This window comes from Echinicola shivajiensis (assembly GCF_018642165.1).
Lineage (GTDB): Bacteria > Bacteroidota > Bacteroidia > Cytophagales > Cyclobacteriaceae > Echinicola > Echinicola shivajiensis.
The window spans coordinates 62,962-80,820 of record NZ_JAHHZM010000013.1 but is presented as its reverse complement, the minus strand read 5'-3'; the positions used below and the strand labels follow the sequence as shown (position 1 = coordinate 80,820).

The following is a 17,859-nucleotide window of genomic DNA, read 5'->3' as shown; positions in this document are numbered from 1 at the left end:
AAAATTGCCACTGGGGCATTTTCTATTTATCTAACAAATACCATCCATTAGGATCCACTTCAATTGGGTCATCACTCTTTAACCTTATTGGGCTATTTGAAAGTTCTACTTTTTCAATCCCATCAGAAGTTTTAATTTCCATTGGAAGTGATAACTGGATATCTGATAGTGACACATCGTACTTATTCTTACCCTTTTTATTGATTTTCACTTTTGGCAACTTCGTGCTGTATAGATACATATCAAAAAAACTATCAAGATTTTTTCCCGAATAGTTAGTGACAAAATCTATAAAATCTTTTGAATCAACTTGATTTTCATACGTAAATTCATCGCTCTCTATAAATGCTTTAATCAATGGAAAAAACAATTCATCCCCAAGTACAAATCTCAGACTGTGAAGAACTAAAGCTCCTTTTGAATATATATCTCCCTGATAAGCATCATAAGAATTAATGTTTTTCCCCATTACAATAGGCCGCTCATTTTTTATCCCGCTCGCCATAGCTTTTGCTCTTTCTAAATAAGCTTTCTCCCCTCCACGATCCAAGTAATAAAGCAAATCTCCATAGGAACAAAACCCTTCCTGAATCCAAAAATCTCCCCAGTCACTTACCGACATTTTGTTGCCCCACCACTCATGGCCCAGCTCATGATGAAGGAGCGCGTCGAAATCATTTCCAGCAACCTCAGTAAAATTGAAATCATTGCCATAGGCATTGATTGTTTGGTGCTCCATGCCCAAATAAGGCGTTTCAACCACCGCAATTTTATCATCAGGAAAAGGATACTCTCCAAAATATTTCTCTTGGGTCTGGGTGCTTCTTTCGAGAACTCCCATCAGTTTCTCTGCCATATTCCTATTTTCCTCCAATAAATACACTTTCATGGGAATACTTCTGCCATAAACAGATGCATAGTCTTGTGACCTTTCCACAAACCTCCCCATAGTAAAATTGATTCCATAATTATTGATGGGATAGGCCGTTGCCCAATGAAAATAATTATAACCTAAACTGGTTTCCTGATTCAATAATATTCCATTAGAAGCAACAAAATATGGGAATGGCACTTTAAAATATAGATCCACACCATTACTAGCTTTACTGGACGGATGATCCAAACAAGGCATAAAAACCTTGGCACCTTCCATTTGGCAGGAAAGCCCTACCCAGTTGTTTCCATGACCATCTTTGCTCCAGGTAAAACCGCCAGACCAAGGGGGATTTTTCGCCACCGGAGGTCTACCCCGATAAAACACCTTCACTTGATTGCTGGGTGCATTCAAAAAAATTTCAAGCAAGTCATCATGGTGGCTAAAGTCAAGCTCCTCCCCCAAAGACTCCACTTTGATCACCTCAAAATTATCTACCAAGTCCAATCTCAAAGTATCCATATTCCCCTCTGTTTCAAACAGCATTTCCATACTCGCATTGATACCCCGGATCCTAGGCAATAACTCAATTTCCAAAGAATAATGTTTAACCCTAAATTTGCTTTGCAAGGGATCCATTTTTCCTCCCCATGACCATCCTTCATCCTCTTGCGCCAAAAGAGAACTGCATGAAATTAGAAGTATATGAAATACTATTAAAAACTTTCTCATCAATACTGATTCTTTACTATTTGTACACTAAAAGCGTCGACTTAGCGGCCTTACGCAAATTTAGTATTCTACCACTCAAAAATAAGCTGCTTGATAGATTTTGCTTTGCAAATATTATAACATCAAGCACTCTGGCCCATACCTGAACATCAAGCATGGAAATTAGAGATTATTTTTAACATTTAATTTCCCAAAATTGTCCTAATCATATTATTGTTATCCTATAAAATTTTATTTCACCTTCATAATGGCTAATTTATAGTTGTTTAAATGATTTATATGATTAATTACCAGTTAACAGGCCCATTGCTTGTTCCAGTATGAAATTTCAAATGATTAAAAAATGAACATCAAATCTGTCATCAAATGGGAGAGCACCTTAAAGTTCTTGACGATAGTTTTAATGTTCATTTGTACATCATCCTTTGGTTTTATTCTTGACAAGCCTGACAGCATTAAGAAAAGCAAAACCATTAATTTGATTTTCGAAAAAGACTATGGAACAAGCAAAACCAGTCTTGAAAAGGGCAACTGGGTACTGAACGAAACAAAGAGAGATACATCATGGCTAAAAATTGGAGGTGCGTTAAGGCTCAATGCCATCTACAGTTTTTACGAAGGCCAGACATTTCCCCTGGGAACAGCGTCTAGAAATGAATGGACCTGGGACACTTGGAGAATTAATGTGGATTCCTATTCAGATGGGCTACAATTTTCATTCGAATACCGTTTCTACCCAACCTTTAATACCCACTTCATCAAATATGGCTGGATAGGCTATCGATTTAACCCTAAGTGGAATTTACAAATGGGAATTTCCCAGGTTCCATTTGGATTACTAACCTATGCTTCTCATAGTTGGTGGTTTCAAGCTCCGTACTATTTAGGATTGGAAGATGATCACCAAATGGGTTTTAATCTAAGCTTCACACCTAAAAAGTGGACCTTTAATTTTGCCTATTTTCCACTGTCAGAACCTAGAGGCACCAATGACCCGGATTTTGGGGTCTATTCTAGCGCAAGATACTCTTATGATGTAGTCCCCATTCCTGGCGAAAGTAATATTGAAAGAAATCAACTAAACTTTAGGGCCGCCTATCAGTTAGGTAATACACAGCTAGGGGCGTCCACCCAATGGATGGAAATCTACAATCAAAGCACCAGAAATAAAGGAAATCAATTTGCAGCAGCCATCCATGCTGAGTGGCAGCAAAACCGCTGGAATTTAAAAACTGAAGTGATATATTATAAGTACGACAAGGTTAAAAATGATGCTGGAGACCTACTTTCAAGCCTCCAAATGGGAGCTTATGGATTTGGCACATATGATGTTGCCTCCGAAGCTTCTTTGTATGTAATTGGCTTAGCCTATGATATTCCCACCAACTGGGGCCCCATTTCCAACATTCAAATCTATAACGACTTCAGTTATATATACAAGCCTGAAAAACTACGTTTAGATAACGAACTATTTCCCTTCAAAAAGACCCAGCAAAATGTATTGGGAGCTTTAATTACAGCGGGTAAAATCTATACCTATGTGGACATTGCCTCAGGATACAATCATCCCTGGATCAGCGATTCATTTGGTGGCAATGCACTAGGTCCTGGGAGAGGAACTCAATATGACTTACCCGTTTCCGAATCAAATCCTATCGACCCTAAGCCCGGCTGGAATACCAGGGTAAACATCAATTTGGGTTACTATTTCTAAATAAAAAGTACCATGAATAAAAAATATTTTGACGTACATGCACCTGTATTTTGGCCTGCCTCCATATTGATCATCATCTTTATCATGATCACATTAATAGTGGGCAAACCAATGGAACAGGTGTTTAATAATATCCAAAACTTTATAACTGACAAAACTGGTTGGCTTTTCATTGTGGCCATTAATGCCTTCATCGTATTTTGCTTTTACCTCGGATTTAGCAAATATGGCAATGTAAAACTTGGTGGCAAGAATGCAGAAACTGAGTTCTCTACTCCTTCTTGGTTTGCCATGCTTTTCAGTGCGGGCATGGGAATAGGCTTGTTATTTTGGGGAGTAGCCGAACCGGTCTCCCACTATGCAAACCCTCCCTATGGACAAGGGTACACTATAGAATCTGCAACTAGGGCCATGAACCTGACTTTTCTCCACTGGGGCTTTCATGCATGGGCTATTTATGCCATTGTAGCCCTTTCACTTGCTTTCTTCACCTATAACAGGAAACTACCCTTGACGATTAGGTCGGTTTTCCATCCTATTCTTGGCGACAAAATCCACGGATGGATTGGTGATGTCATTGATGTAATGGCTGTCCTGGCCACATTGTTTGGCCTTGCAACCTCATTGGGACTGGGGGTAAAGCAAGTCAATGGAGGACTTTCATTCCTTTTTGATGTACCTAACACCACAACAATTCAGGTACTTCTAATTGCTGGGATTACAGGAATTGCAACCATAAGCGTATACTCCGGAATAGATAAAGGAGTGAAATTTCTTAGTGAATGGAATGTGAGAATTGCCGCCATCTTATTGATATTTATCCTAATAGTTGGGCCAACCTTATTTATTTTCAAATCATTGGTACAAAATCTGGGAAACTACATCAATGAAATAATAACAGTCTCCACTTGGACAGAAGCATACAGAAACAATGGCTGGCAAGCAGATTGGACCATCTTCTATTGGGCGTGGTGGGTTTCATGGTCCCCCTTTGTAGGCATGTTCATTGCTAGGATTTCAAGGGGAAGGACCATTAGAGAATTTATCTTCGGGGTATTACTAGTACCTGTATTGCTCACTTTCCTATGGTTAACCGCTATGGGTGGTGGAGCAATTTTTATGGACATCCAAAACGAAGGGCACCAATTGGCCAACAATATCATTGCAGATGAAGCTATAGCGCTCTTTGTCTATTTAAACCAATTCCCCTTCAAATCCATCGGCTCACTTGTTGGAGTATTATTGGTCATCAGCTTTTTTGTTACCTCTTCTGATTCTGGCTCATTGGTAATTGATAGTATCACAGCTGGAGGAAAACTAGATGCGCCTGTGGGCCAAAGGATATTTTGGGCACTTTCTGAAGGAGGTGTTGCCGCCGTATTGCTAATTGGCGGAGGACTGACTGCACTGCAAACGGCCTCCATCACAACAGGCTTGCCTTTTCTAATAATTTTACTCGTTATGGCCTACAGTCTACACAAGGGATTGCAAAAAGAATACGCCAGAAACCAGGCCTTGAAAGATGAGCTGAACAAAAAATCCTATGAGAAAAACCTAAATCAGGTCATCCAGAAAACCCTTCAAAAAAGACAAGAGAAATGAAGAATATAAAAAACATAGCCGTTTGCTTGGACCTTACCGAAATGGACGGGGTGCTACTTACCTACCTCAAAAGGCTTCATGACCTTATTCCTTTTCAAAATCTAAACCTATTGCACCTGATGGAATTAGAGGAGCTACCAGATGAAATCAGCGCTATTATTCCCAAGCTAGGTAATTCTCTCGATCAAATAATAGAGAATGAATTAATGGAAAGTGCCCAAGAGCATTTCAATGAAAAGCATGGACCAAAAATAAGCTGCCATATCCACACCAATCCAGATGTTGAAGACTTTTCCGACTATATCGACCAACAAGACTATAATGTTATTATATATGGCAAAAAGACCAGTTATATGGGCTCAGGAATTTTAAGTGGAAAACTGGCTAGATTATGTCGCTGCAACACACTATTTGTGCCTGAAATTGGCCAACCAGTATTTGAAAATGTCACTATTGCCATAGATTTCAGTTCCTATACAGATAAAATCATCCCTATTGCCAAAAAATTCCAAGAAACAGCCCGCAGCACCATTCATCCTGTCAGCATTCTTAAGATTGGGAGACAATACTTTCCCTATATCAAAAATTATCAACAAATCAGCAAAGACTTGGAAGAGGAAACTCTTGGCAAATACAAAAAGCTCCAGAAAAAACATCACTTTGACCCTCAGCTATCCATCATTAAGGACAATGAACAAAACATAGGTAAATTGATTTATAACTTTGCTGTCCACACCTCTTCCAGTCTGATCATTGTTGGAAATAAAGGGAAAAATGATGAAGGGGATTTATTAATTGGCAGTGTTACAGAACAGCTAATCTCTCATGAAAAAAACCTTCCAATTCTAATAGTAAAAAAATAAAGGGCCGAGGCCCTTTTATCATTCTTGTACATTATAACTATCTATTTGTTCCATCACCCAATCCTTGTACTTTGTACGACGGTATTCCAGCCATTTATCCTTATAGGCTTTGGACTCCTCAATTAAAAAAGTGAACCTCTCCATCGCTTTACTCTTTGTCAAGGCATCGTACAAATCCTCCTGAAAGGACCTGTCTTCAACAAACAGCTCGGTAAATTGATCCATAATCAGTGATTCTTGTGCTGTCTCCATTTTTACAAACTCTGCATAGTTCATAGGGTCAGCATCAATTTCATCCAATAAGTCCTCTTCTTCTTCTGTAAGGTTTTCATTAAAATTTTCCTCCTCATCAGGAAGGTGATGGATCAGTTTTTTGTCTTCTTGATAATAACAAACCTTTCCTTTTAGCAAATATTTTGCGATAGTTTCTATTTCTTTTTCAGATAAGCTGAGCATTGCTTTATTTATGTATATACTGCTTGAAAATTAAATAACGCTAAACAAAAATCAAATAAACAGAATATAATATTAAAAAAAAATTAATTCATCCATGCAAGCCTGCTAGCCTCCAAAGAGGGATACGCGGGGAATCCTCACTCCAATCTTTTAGTAAGCAGCCTGTTTCAATTACTTACAAAAAAATCACAAATCAATATGAGCCCGCTCAACCTTTTCAACTACTTGGTGAATCACTTTATCCAATTCCTGACAACTACTAGCTATTATTCTCAGGGCTTCCTTCTCTTCAAGATCTGAATATCCATTTTCCAAAATAAAACTCGCTACTGCCATAATCCTAGTGAGAGGTTCTCTTACATCATGGGATTGCATTTGGATAATCTCCCTGAAATGGGCATTTTGGGTTTCTATCTTCTTAAAATATGTATACTTATTGGTAACGTCTTTTAATGCTCCTAAAAGCTTGATCGGCCGCCCTTTTGCATCCCTAAGGACATAACCTCTGCTTTTCACTTGGGCATACTCCCCACTCTCTTTCAGGAACCTATATTCGTTCTCCCAGTTGTTCTTATCCAAATCTAGGACCAATTGATCAAGCTTATCAAAAACCATTTCACGATCTTCAGGATGAACCTTGGATTTAACATATTCCATATTTACTTTCCCGCTCTCCAAGTCCATCCCAAATAAGTTTCTAAAACCTTCTCCCAAATACAACTTATCCTTTTTGATGTCATATTGCCATAATGCTTCGCTTGAAACTTTTGACAAGGGTTCATAAACTTCATCAAAACCATCAACTGTTGACTCTTTAGACATCAAAGGCAACACATCTTCCAAGAACAACAACAAATAAACCTCCTTCGCAATCCCTTGCAGCAACTGTCCCTGAGCCCTTATCCTTCCCACTTCACCACTTAGTTTCTTCCCTACAAATGAAAATTGATTATTTGGACTTCCTAACAATATCTGCCTACACTTCCGGTCAAACCTATTTTGCTCCTCAGAACTTGAAACTATATCTACTACATGAGGGAGCGCTTTACCATTTATTATTCCAAAAAATGTTTTTGCCTTAGAATTCAAATTTACAACATCCCCCTTACTAGAAATCAATAGCACTGGACCACGGAAATTTTCCAAGAGATGCCCCATTCCTAAATTACGCTTCACATCAACCCTCCCTTTTTCATGCATTGACCATAAACCAGTAAACCCTAGTATTCCGAAGGAAAAAGCCTTTATTGAAAAAGAGGACACTTCCGTAGGCAAGGAATCTCCGAAAAGATAAACCCAAAGAAACAAACCCAATCCCAAATTCAAAATGATAGAAATTTTCCGAATGGAATTAAATTCATTTCCTTTCAAAATATAAATCAAAGAATAAATCAGGGCAATTGTTATCTGGAGGCAAAAGCCCAGGTACAAAATATCAAAAGTAAACTGCTCACCTTCAATTTGGAAATTTATGGCAATAGATTCGCTCCCCCCAATTGATAAAGAAGAAAGAATCAGAAAGACCATAAATCCATAGTTAAGGAAAAAGGAAATTGGGTACTTAGCTTGTTGATCATAAATACCCATAATAAACTGTAAGAGCACTGCTCCCAACAAAAGTTCAAGATATCTATTAAAGAATATCATTTGGGAAAAACCCAAGCTTAAGAACAGCATATCTATCTGAGCAATTAAGGCCAGAAAAACCATGCTGAAAATGGTGTAATTACCACTTATTCTTTTTGTTTTGCTTACAGCTAGAATGATAAAAAAAATATTAACCCCCACCAAGAATACTCCCAAAAAGCTTAATAGCATAGGAAGCTGATGAAGTAATACTAAACCTAAAAAAAAATTTGCCTCCATATTTTACTATTATAAAATATCAACTTTGACTACCGTCTCACATACCATCTCAAGCACATCTAAGCAAAGTTGAATATTTATTTCTCAGCTTTATGCTATTCGCAAAAAAATGTCATAAAAAACAGGGTATCTGTAATCAAAAAACAAATCAATTATTTCCTTCAAACATAGGTGAAATTTACATTTACACAGAAACCAATTTTACACAAACTTTTAATCACTTTATTTTCAAAACCTCATTTAATTCTCTTTAAAAATTTCAGTTTTTATGGTTTCAACTCCAAAAACCAGATAATCGGATAAAAAACAAATCAACAACACCAAAGAGATAATTGATAATCAAGCAAAAAGTTAAACACGTAAATCTAATTATAACAAACTTCGATATTGTAATGTTTTTTTCAGGCAGCAATGAAGAATAGCTTCCCTTACCTTTGAGCTTTTTTTAATCACTGAAATTAATACAAGACTAGACTGACTATATTTATTTGAAGAAGAAGAGTAATTTAACCTGAAACTTTAAAAAAAATCACACTAAAGACATCCATTCAAAAAGTATAAAACAAAAAAAAAGGATACCATAAGGTATCCTTCGTAGTAGCGGGAACTGGACTCGAACCAGTGACCTTCGGGTTATGAGCCCGACGAGCTACCAACTGCTCCATCCCGCGATATATCTTAAATATTTTATATCTTTTTCAGAGTTTAAAGGTGAAGTTAGCGTTTCTTACTTCCTGTTTCCTTTATTGTGATACAAAGGTAAGTAGATATTATGAAAAATCAAGTACCTTTGTAAAAAATTATTCATATGACCGAAAAAACACACAAAGCTGGTTTCGTAAATATCATTGGAAAACCTAATGTGGGCAAGTCTACATTAATGAATGTCCTTGTGGGTGAGCGGCTTTCCATTATTTCATCCAAAGCACAGACCACCAGGCACCGTATACTGGGATTAATGAATGACGAAAACTACCAGATTGTTTTTTCGGACACCCCAGGGATGCTGAAGCCAAAATATGAATTACATAAGAGCATGATGAGCTTTGTCAACCTTTCTCTGGAGGATGCTGATGTAATCGTTTTTGTAACGGACCTCTATGAAACTGAAGATGAAATCCAGGAAGTAATTGAAAAAATCAACGCTTCAGGAGTACCAGTATTATTAGTGATCAACAAAATAGACCTCTCCAAGGAAAATAAATTGGAGGAAGTGACCGAATATTGGACTTCAAGGATCAAAGCCGATACCGTGATCCCAATTTCAGCCACGGAAAATTTCAATATTGAAAGAATTCTTCAGGAAATCCTGGATCGTTTACCTGTTCACCCACCTTATTATGACAAGGGGGAACTAACAGATAAACCGGAACGTTTTTTTGCCTCTGAAATCATCAGGGAAAAAATATTCACCAATTATAAAAAGGAAATACCTTATAGCTCTGAAGTAGTCATTGACGAATTTAAAGAGGATGCCAAAATCATTAAAATCAGGGCATTAATCTTTGTGGAAAGATCCAGTCAAAAGGGTATTATCATTGGTGAAAAAGGAAAAGCACTTAAAAGAGTTGGCACCTTGGCCAGGGAAGCCTTAGAAGAGTTTTTTGGCAAAAAAGTGTTCCTTGAAACGCATGTGAAGGTAGAGGACGATTGGAGAAAAAATAAAAATAAATTACGAAAATTTGGTTACGACCAATAATATAAAGAAAGCAGAAAAATGTCTAATATCGTAGCAATAGTAGGAAGGCCAAATGTAGGGAAATCTACTTTTTTCAATCGACTAGTAGAAGAGAGAAAAGCCATTGAAGATAACGTGAGTGGGGTCACCCGTGATCGTCACTATGGACACGCTCAGTGGGGAGGGAAGTTTTTCTCTGTAATTGACACTGGCGGGTACGTAACTGGATCAGACGATGTTTATGAGGCGGAAATCCGCAAGCAGGTAAACCTTGCTTTGGACGAAGCTAGTGTGATTTTATTCGTTGTAGATTGTATTGATGGTCTGACAGATTTGGACAAGGAATTTGCCAATGAACTCAGGTCATCCAAAAAGCCTATCTATTTGGTAGCCAACAAGGCAGATACACAAGAAAGAATGTTCATGGCCAACGAGTTTTATGAACTGGGCATTGGAAACGAAAAAATATTCCCAATTGCAGCCGTAAGCGGCAGTGGAACAGGAGATTTATTGGACGAACTGATCACTCATTTCGAAGATGAGGGCCAGGAAAACCCTGACTTTGGAATTCCTAAAATTGCCATCTTGGGTAGACCTAATGTGGGTAAATCCTCATTCCTTAATGCATTATTGGGTTCTGAAAGATCCATTGTCACCAATGAAGCAGGAACTACCAGAGATGCGATCCACACCCATTACACCCTTTACGGAAAGAACTTCATCATCACAGATACTGCTGGGATCCGTAAAAAATCACGTGTAAAGGAAGATATCGAATTTTATTCGGTCATGCGCTCATTACGTACTTTGGAGGACTCTGATGTGATCATCGTGATGGTGGATGCAACTAGAGGTCTGGAAGCCCAGGATGTCAACTTGATTTCGTTGGGAATCAAAAACAATAAGGGAATTATGATCATGGTCAACAAGTGGGACTTAATTGAAAAAGACCACAAGACCATGGACAAGTTTAAGGAAAATATGATGGAGAAACTGGGAGAGAACAAGTGGATCCCAATCATCTTTACCTCAATGATTACCAAGCAACGAATTTTTCAAGCTATTGAGTTGGCGGTGGAAGTATATGACAATAAGACCAGAAAAATTTCCACCTCTAAATTGAATGATAAAATCCTTCCTGAGATCGAGCGTTATCCACCACCAGCATACAAAGGGAAGTATATCAAGATAAAATATATCACTCAGTTGCCAACCAAAAACCCGGTATTTGCCTTCTTCTGTAACCTACCTCAATACTTGAAGGCTCCTTATACCAGATACCTGGAAAACAGATTGAGAGAACACTTTGATTTCCAGGGAGTTCCAATAAAAATCACTTATAAGAAAAAGTAAAAATATTTTTCATGGAATTGATCAAAATATGGTTTCACAGACGTACATTTGCGGACTTATTTTAAGATAATTCAACACATGAAAAAACTATTCGTGATGTTTGCCATTTCCGGTCTGGCATTGACCGTATCATGTGGCAAAAAAGATGCTCAACAAACTGAAGAGATCATCGAAGTTCAACCTGCTGAGGTTGAAGAAACCATTGAAACTTCAATTGAAGAATCAGAAGAATCCATGGAGGAAGTTATTGATTCATTAGAGGAAATCACTGAAGAACCTCTTCAAGATATCAATGGCTAATTAGATTTATTGAAATTTTATGAGGAGCACTGAGCAATCGGTGCTCTTTTTTTTATTTAATTCGCTTTTAGATGGACAATAAAGTAAAGTTAGAAATCTTAAGCATTTTCAAAGAAAAGGTACCAGAAAATGCCGTTCAGTACTGCTGGGACCTCTGGGCAGAGGATCCATTTCACTTTACCATCAGTAAATCCAGACAAACCAAACTTGGGGACTTCAGGTATAGGGCAGACCGAAAGATTCAAAAAATCACCATCAATCACGATCTTAACCCCTATCAGTTTTTAATAACCTATATTCATGAAGTAGCCCATTACAGAACTTTTAAACTTTTTGGGATAAAAATTAAACCGCATGGATCTGAATGGAAAAGGCAATTTCAAACACTATTGGCCCCTTTACTTTCTGATCTGATTTTCCCCAAAGACATACTGCTCCCACTCAAAAGACATATGATCAATCCCAAAGCTAGCTCAGGAGCGGACTTTTGGCTGATTAAAGAATTAAGAAAATACGATAAACAAGAAGTAGACTCCAATTACATCTACTTAAATGAAGTGGGAATTGGGACTGTATTTGAAATTAAAGGCCGCCAATTCAAAAAGATCCAACCAAGGCGTACAAGAATCCTTTGTGAAGAAATTCCATCTGGAAAAAGGTATTTAATCTCAGGAAATGCAGAAATCAAAATAAACGAGAAACACCCAGCAAGAGACTAAAACAGTCTTCTAAACTTATGAAAAGCCCCTGTTTTTCTTAGTCATTTTTCCTCAGCTCAAAGCACCAACTTTAAATATGCTGTATTACCCCCCCAATGAATCTCCAAAATCACAAGTCCAGACATCTGCCCTCCCAACAATACCTTTAGCTTATTATTTAATTCCTCAACAGAAACTGCTGTTATTTCTTGAGATCGAAAAAGGGAATTATATGCAGTTAATTTAATTTGATGAGTCTTCTTTAACTCTCCATTAAATGCTATACTCACTTCCTGTCCATTGGAAGGATTGGGAAAGACTTTCCATAAACTCTTTTCTCTTTGGTAAGCAATCCGTACAGAAACCGTTTCACTGTAGTTATATTTTCCAGAAATACCGACCTCCTTGACCCTATAATAAGCCCTACCTCCTGCATCAGGTAATTTATTGTCCAAAAATTCATATTGTAAATCTCCGTCTAGTTGAACACCTACATTTCCAATGACCTTAAAATCCTGAATACCGTTCAAGGAACGCTCTATAATGTAATGACTAACATCCACCTCTTGCAACAAAGACCAGCTGAGCTGAACGCCTCTTTGATCAAATGATAATTTTGCATTCACTTCACCCCAAACAACAGGTAAAATCTTTGCCCCTAGCTTGATAACCACCACCCCATCAGCTCCTTTGCCACCTTTGCTTACTCCAGCACCTCCTCCAGAACCTGTATTTTCTTTTCCTGGTCCACCATTACCGTATGCATTGCCATCACCCCCTATACCAGAACCGCCAACAGACGCTTGCATATCGCCATTATTCTTTCTTCCAGTAGCTCCACCACCTGCCGCAAAAAAATTCCCAATTGTAACTGAAGAGAACTCCGAAAACATATCAATCTGCCTTCCAAGGCCACCCTCTCCTGGATTATGGCCATTCCCTGCACTATTTCCTAATCCTCCAGCACCTCCTCCGCCTCCGCCTGCACGATTATTACTTGCACCACTCTGATGCCCATTTCCTCCCGCATTACTATGACTTGGGGCATTGCCATTGCCACTCCCTCCGTGATAACTATTTCCAGGAGATGCAGCCCCACCCCCCCCGTTACCGCCTACTTTACCATTAGCTATACCTGGATTACTGGAAACAGTACCACCGCCGCCACCGCCTATAGCCTCCACACTATTAAAGCTTGAATTACCTCCATTATTTCCTGTTTCACTTAAGCTCGCAGCACCTTCACCACCATCTCCTACCGCTACTTGATAACTTGCGCCTGGACTAAGAATCATCGAAGCCCTATAAATCACCTCACCGCCACCGCCACCACCGGCACTTTCTCCCAAGCCTCCGCCTCCACCACCAGCAACAATCATCACTTCAACATCATCATAGTTTTGCGGCATTGTAAAGACTTCATCACAGTAATAAACATACAAAATACCATCTCCATCTGCTGTGTAAAAAGTATCGAAACACGCATTATCATCGAATAAACTTTCGCAATCTAAGGTGATTGACTGATGGGATATACCGCGACCTTCAATAACCAAATCAATACTATTACATCCCAAGCTTTCTAAAGTGGGCACCACACCACAACTGCTCCAAGCGTTTCCACTTGAGACAACAGAACTATTTCCTCCCGCATTTGGCAAATCGAAATAGAGATCATTACATCCAGCGTACCCCTGCAAAGTGTATAAAACTGGATCGACGCCAGAAAAAGACACATTATAATCGACTACAATATCATAATTATACCCTCCACCTATGGCGCACTGATCATTATTGATAACTACCTCAATCATCTCCAACTCAATATTTACCTCATAGTTATCCCCTTCTACCACAAGTGTATTACATTTTGCATGGACGTCTTGGAGAGAAATAATTAAAAAAACAATGAGTACAAAGGCCACTCTTTTAATAGATCCATTGCAGAACAGCGCAGTAAAAGCACAAGTTATTCCGGTCATTTGTTTCCAATTTGTCAAACGTCAAGGAGTAGGGCGGCTCACTTAACAGTCAGGTGATATGATACTCACATTACATATGACACAGATTTCTATTACAACTAAACCTATCTTAGTAACAAATATGCATCACATAGAAACAAATATATAAAAACTTAAAAAAGAAAAAACAGTTTCCTTTACTTTTTACCGTTCATTTCGTTTTTCCATATGTTCATTTACCTATTGATAACTTTTATATATTCCGCACTTTCTCCCCATCGCAGTTCAAGCACTACCAATCCACTAGAAAAATTTCTGACTGTCTCGGCCAGCTCATAATTCAGCTCAGCCAATGAGGTGACCTTCTGGTAAGCTGTTGCATTTATAGTATTAAAAATCCTAAAGTTGATTAGCTCTCCTTTATATTGTTCTTTTTTGGTTAAGACCAGTTTTAGCCATTCTCCTTTTGTAGGATTAGGATATACCTTCCAAACCCCATGAGTATAATTGATCGTTGGCATCTCCACCATCAAAGTTTTGCTATAGGAATAGCCTCCATCAAGATCCACCTGCTTGATTCGATAATAAAGCCTTTCAGCATTTATGGGCGGTTCAGTGTCCTTAAAGGAATAATAGGAAATCAAATCCGACCAACCCACAGCAGCTACCCTTCCTATCTCCTGGTATTTATCCACCCCATCGACCGAGCGCTCTATTTCAAAATGGTTGTTTTCCCATTCCTTGGAGGTGGACCAATCCAACTTAATGGACTTATCATACGTGATATATTCTGCAGAAAAACCGTCCCAAAGTACAGGCAATACTGCTGCCAATCGACTAAAACATTCTCCAGTAATATTCACATCATCCGCTTGACCGACTGCATAAACACCAGGCTCTTCATTACCGCTTCTGTCGTAATTCTCTTCTCCCGAATCAAGAATAATTGATCCATTCTCTCCATCCAAAAGTGATGCATCTCCATTATTTTCAATAAATGTGGCCACCTTAATCATAACACAAGGACTTCCTACTCCTATCACCGTACCGCTATCGTCATCTCTTGCATTTCTGAACCCATCAGTTACCGATTCTATGACACCCCTAAGTGTTATTTCGCCAGTATTAGTAATTTCCCCATAAGCTCGTAATGTTAAAATATCTGAAGTCCCGGATTCATTATGGAACTCATTTCCAACATTAATTATTGCATCAATATCAGATAAAAACTCACCATTATTAACAAAATCACCCGAAATATTTATTGAACCATAATTATTAAATTCCCCTCCTTCATCAATATTAAACTGATCATTCTCCTCACGACCTTCTCCTCCCGGACGGATATAAAATCCCGCTTCTATAAACAAATCCGCATCTACATCGCCATAACTCTCATAATCTCCATAACTATAATTATTAAATGTCTGACCATCTTGCAATGTTAAAACAGTACTCCCAATAAACTTTCCATAATTGTTTACTGTCCAAGTACCCGGCCATATTTGTCCCCAATTTTCATCATCATTATCAGTTATGGCACTACCAAATTCATAAGTAACCTCTTCATCGATACAAATTACTGCATCAGCAGATAAATTGATGATTGTCCCAGAAAAAATCCCAGTCCCTTCAATACAAACATTTGTCAATCCCGAAGCATCATGGACTCCGTTATCGCTACCTGAAATGGTAATTGTCAAATCATTAACTGGATGACAATTACAATTACCTCCTTGTCCATACACTTCCTCACTTACAAAAAGTGCCAAAAAAATCACTAAAAATATGAAATGCAGATTTTTCATGATCAACGAATCAAAAACCGAAATATGTTTTTACATATATTTTTTTGTATTATAAATATATAATTTAGCTTTTTGAAACGTAAATAAAAAGGTTTTACCCCTAAAAAAATGTCGTTCATAAAAAAAATCCTCTCCAGGGAACCACACCTAGAGAGGATTAAAACAATAAAAGCAACCTGAATTTTAACCTAAATAATTTCTCAATTTTCTTTTACTCGAATAGCAGGTAATATTTAATACATGTTTTGATACAAAATAAGTTGGTTTCCCATAGATTACCCTGTTTTCCATAGAGTTAACAGTATTTTTCCGTGCTAATCTGTGGAATCCGTGAGATACCTTTTTATAAAATCACCTTAATATACTCTACATGATTATCCCACATCATCTCCACCACTACCAAGCCAGCGGAAAACTGACCTAGCACCTCTGCTATTTTAGGGTTAAGGGCCTGCGCATTACTTACCTTAACTAGCCCAGAGGAATTCAGGCTATCGAAAACCCTAAAGCTCACCTCTTCACCTTGATATAATTCTTGGTTGAGTAAGGCCACTTTTACCTGCTCACCCCTACTTGGATTGGGATAGGCGCGCCAAACATTTTTGGTAGTTTTGATATTGGGAAGATCAATAGCAATGACATCACTAAATGTTTCTTCACCATCCAAACTCACTTGTTTAATTCTATAATAGGCCTTCTTGGCGGTTACCAAAAGATTTTCATCTTCAAAATCATAATAAGTCATCTTATCAGACCAGCCTATTCCTTGGACAGCACCGATTTTTTCAAACGCATCGATTCCATCAAATGATCTCTCCACCTCAAAATGACTATTGTCACTCTCCTTTAATGTGGACCAGTTCAATACAACCTTATTGACGCTTTTATTATATTCCCCAGAAATCTCTAAAGCTTGAACAGGAAGCAAACGGCAGGAGTTATTAAATTTTCCGTTATCAATCTCCTCAGCATCCGGTTCATCCCAAATAATTCCACAATAATATACTTGGGCATTTTCTGTAGCTTTTATAATAGCCGCACCATTATTGATAATATCACCGCCCACATCTACTTCACTATCTCCATTAAATGTAATATCTGTGGTCCCCCCTAGAACTATATCTCCCTCAATTACTATTTCTGCAGTCCCATATGAATTCAACTGATGATTACTCCCCCCTTGTATATCAACTTTCGCAGTTCTAAAGAATCCATAAACATCAATACGAGAACTATTCCCATTATAATTTGTTGGACCACTAGAAACAAGTGAGCCACCATCCAAAATTTCAATAATAGCTCGCCCTCTTAAATCGATTAATTCAGTATTCACAAATGAATTATAATCGCCGTCTATTTTTAAAATTGTATTATTTGAATTAGTCCCTAAAGACATTTTAAGCTCCCCTTGAATATCAATTTCACCTCCATTCTCCACATTAAAGAAAATTATATCTTCGGAATTAATCTCTACATTTCCGACAATTGTTAAAACCGCACCATTATCTACAGTCAATTGATTAAAAGTACCTCCAAAGACCAGGTAATCACCTCCTGTATCATAACTGATATCATCATTGATCACAATATTCACTTCACAACCTGAAGTGTTCGTTAAAGGTGGGGCAGAATTGGCTGTACAGCCAGACGTAGCACTGACATTCCAACAGTCAGCATCTCCCCAAGTGCCATTACATCCACTATTACTTGGACTGTAGGTAAAAGTCTGCCCATACACATTAGCCCCTAGCATTAGCAAAAAGGTTAATTGCATCAGTATGGACAAATTTCTTTTCATCTCTAAAAATATTTATTTACATTTTTATGTTTTTCCTATACAAATATTAGTATTTAAAATTATTATTAAAAACATTTATTGATTTTTATTTACACTTTTTTGTTTTTTATATATTGTTTTTTACCGTTTGGAATATCAATAAAACAAAAAAGCCCC

Annotated in this window: 13 protein-coding genes and 1 tRNA gene; 7 read left to right on the top strand and 7 right to left on the bottom strand. The window is 37.9% G+C overall.

Annotated elements, in window-relative coordinates:
• Positions 1-22: 22 nt before the first annotated feature.
• Positions 23-1,606: a M1 family metallopeptidase gene (locus tag KMW37_RS17415; protein WP_215225933.1), complete on the bottom strand. Its 1,584-nt coding sequence runs from the start codon at positions 1,604-1,606 to the stop codon at positions 23-25.
• 343 nt (positions 1,607-1,949) lie between these two features.
• Here KMW37_RS17415 and KMW37_RS17410 point away from each other — a divergent pair, with 343 nt between their 5' ends.
• The 3 genes from KMW37_RS17410 to KMW37_RS17400 are packed head-to-tail and all read left to right on the top strand — an operon-like array spanning position 1,950 to position 5,785.
• Positions 1,950-3,320, top strand: coding sequence for a porin family protein (locus KMW37_RS17410; RefSeq protein ID WP_246581549.1), 1,371 nt, complete (start codon positions 1,950-1,952; stop codon positions 3,318-3,320).
• A 12-nt stretch (positions 3,321-3,332) separates the two neighbouring features.
• Positions 3,333-4,922 (top strand): BCCT family transporter, encoded by a 1,590-nt coding sequence (locus KMW37_RS17405; RefSeq protein WP_215225932.1) that lies wholly within the window; start codon positions 3,333-3,335, stop codon positions 4,920-4,922.
• The gene (locus KMW37_RS17400; RefSeq protein ID WP_215225931.1) at positions 4,919-5,785 is read left to right on the top strand and encodes a universal stress protein; all 867 of its coding nucleotides are present in this window, start codon (positions 4,919-4,921) and stop codon (positions 5,783-5,785) included. The genes KMW37_RS17405 and KMW37_RS17400 overlap by 4 nt, the downstream gene beginning before the upstream one ends.
• An 18-nt stretch (positions 5,786-5,803) precedes the next feature.
• On the opposite strand, the gene KMW37_RS17395 is transcribed toward KMW37_RS17400, so the two are convergent.
• The 3 genes from KMW37_RS17395 to KMW37_RS17385 form a co-directional block, all read right to left on the bottom strand.
• Entirely contained in the window at positions 5,804-6,241 is a 438-nt protein-coding gene (locus tag KMW37_RS17395; protein WP_215225930.1) for a UPF0158 family protein, read from the bottom strand.
• 186 nt (positions 6,242-6,427) lie between these two features.
• On the bottom strand, positions 6,428-8,107 hold the full coding sequence (locus tag KMW37_RS17390; RefSeq protein WP_215225929.1) for a PAS domain-containing protein: 1,680 nt from the start codon (positions 8,105-8,107) through the stop codon (positions 6,428-6,430).
• 598 nt (positions 8,108-8,705) lie between these two features.
• A tRNA-Met gene (locus KMW37_RS17385) sits at positions 8,706-8,778 on the bottom strand.
• A gap of 137 nt (positions 8,779-8,915) precedes the next feature.
• Between KMW37_RS17385 and era the strand changes: the two genes are divergently transcribed.
• From era to KMW37_RS17365, 4 genes are all read left to right on the top strand, one after another.
• Positions 8,916-9,806: a GTPase Era gene (gene era, locus KMW37_RS17380; protein WP_215225928.1), complete on the top strand. Its 891-nt coding sequence runs from the start codon at positions 8,916-8,918 to the stop codon at positions 9,804-9,806.
• A gap of 18 nt (positions 9,807-9,824) precedes the next feature.
• Positions 9,825-11,138 carry a ribosome biogenesis GTPase Der gene (der, locus tag KMW37_RS17375; protein WP_215225927.1) on the top strand — a complete coding sequence of 438 codons (1,314 nt, stop codon included), beginning with the start codon at positions 9,825-9,827 and terminating at the stop codon, positions 11,136-11,138.
• A 78-nt stretch (positions 11,139-11,216) separates the two neighbouring features.
• Complete coding sequence (locus KMW37_RS17370; protein ID WP_215225926.1) at positions 11,217-11,438, top strand: hypothetical protein; 222 nt, start codon at positions 11,217-11,219, stop codon at positions 11,436-11,438.
• Positions 11,439-11,509: 71 nt separating this feature from the next.
• The gene (locus KMW37_RS17365) at positions 11,510-12,157 is read left to right on the top strand and encodes a SprT-like domain-containing protein (RefSeq protein WP_215225925.1); all 648 of its coding nucleotides are present in this window, start codon (positions 11,510-11,512) and stop codon (positions 12,155-12,157) included.
• Positions 12,158-12,213: 56 nt separating this feature from the next.
• On the opposite strand, the gene KMW37_RS17360 is transcribed toward KMW37_RS17365, so the two are convergent.
• From KMW37_RS17360 to KMW37_RS17350, 3 genes are all read right to left on the bottom strand, one after another.
• Positions 12,214-14,118: a glycine-rich domain-containing protein gene (locus KMW37_RS17360; protein ID WP_215225924.1), complete on the bottom strand. Its 1,905-nt coding sequence runs from the start codon at positions 14,116-14,118 to the stop codon at positions 12,214-12,216.
• Between the two features lie 215 nt (positions 14,119-14,333).
• Entirely contained in the window at positions 14,334-15,905 is a 1,572-nt protein-coding gene (locus KMW37_RS17355; protein ID WP_215225923.1) for a hypothetical protein, read from the bottom strand.
• A 343-nt stretch (positions 15,906-16,248) separates the two neighbouring features.
• On the bottom strand, positions 16,249-17,703 hold the full coding sequence (locus KMW37_RS17350) for a hypothetical protein (RefSeq protein WP_215225922.1): 1,455 nt from the start codon (positions 17,701-17,703) through the stop codon (positions 16,249-16,251).
• Positions 17,704-17,859 lie beyond the last annotated feature (156 nt).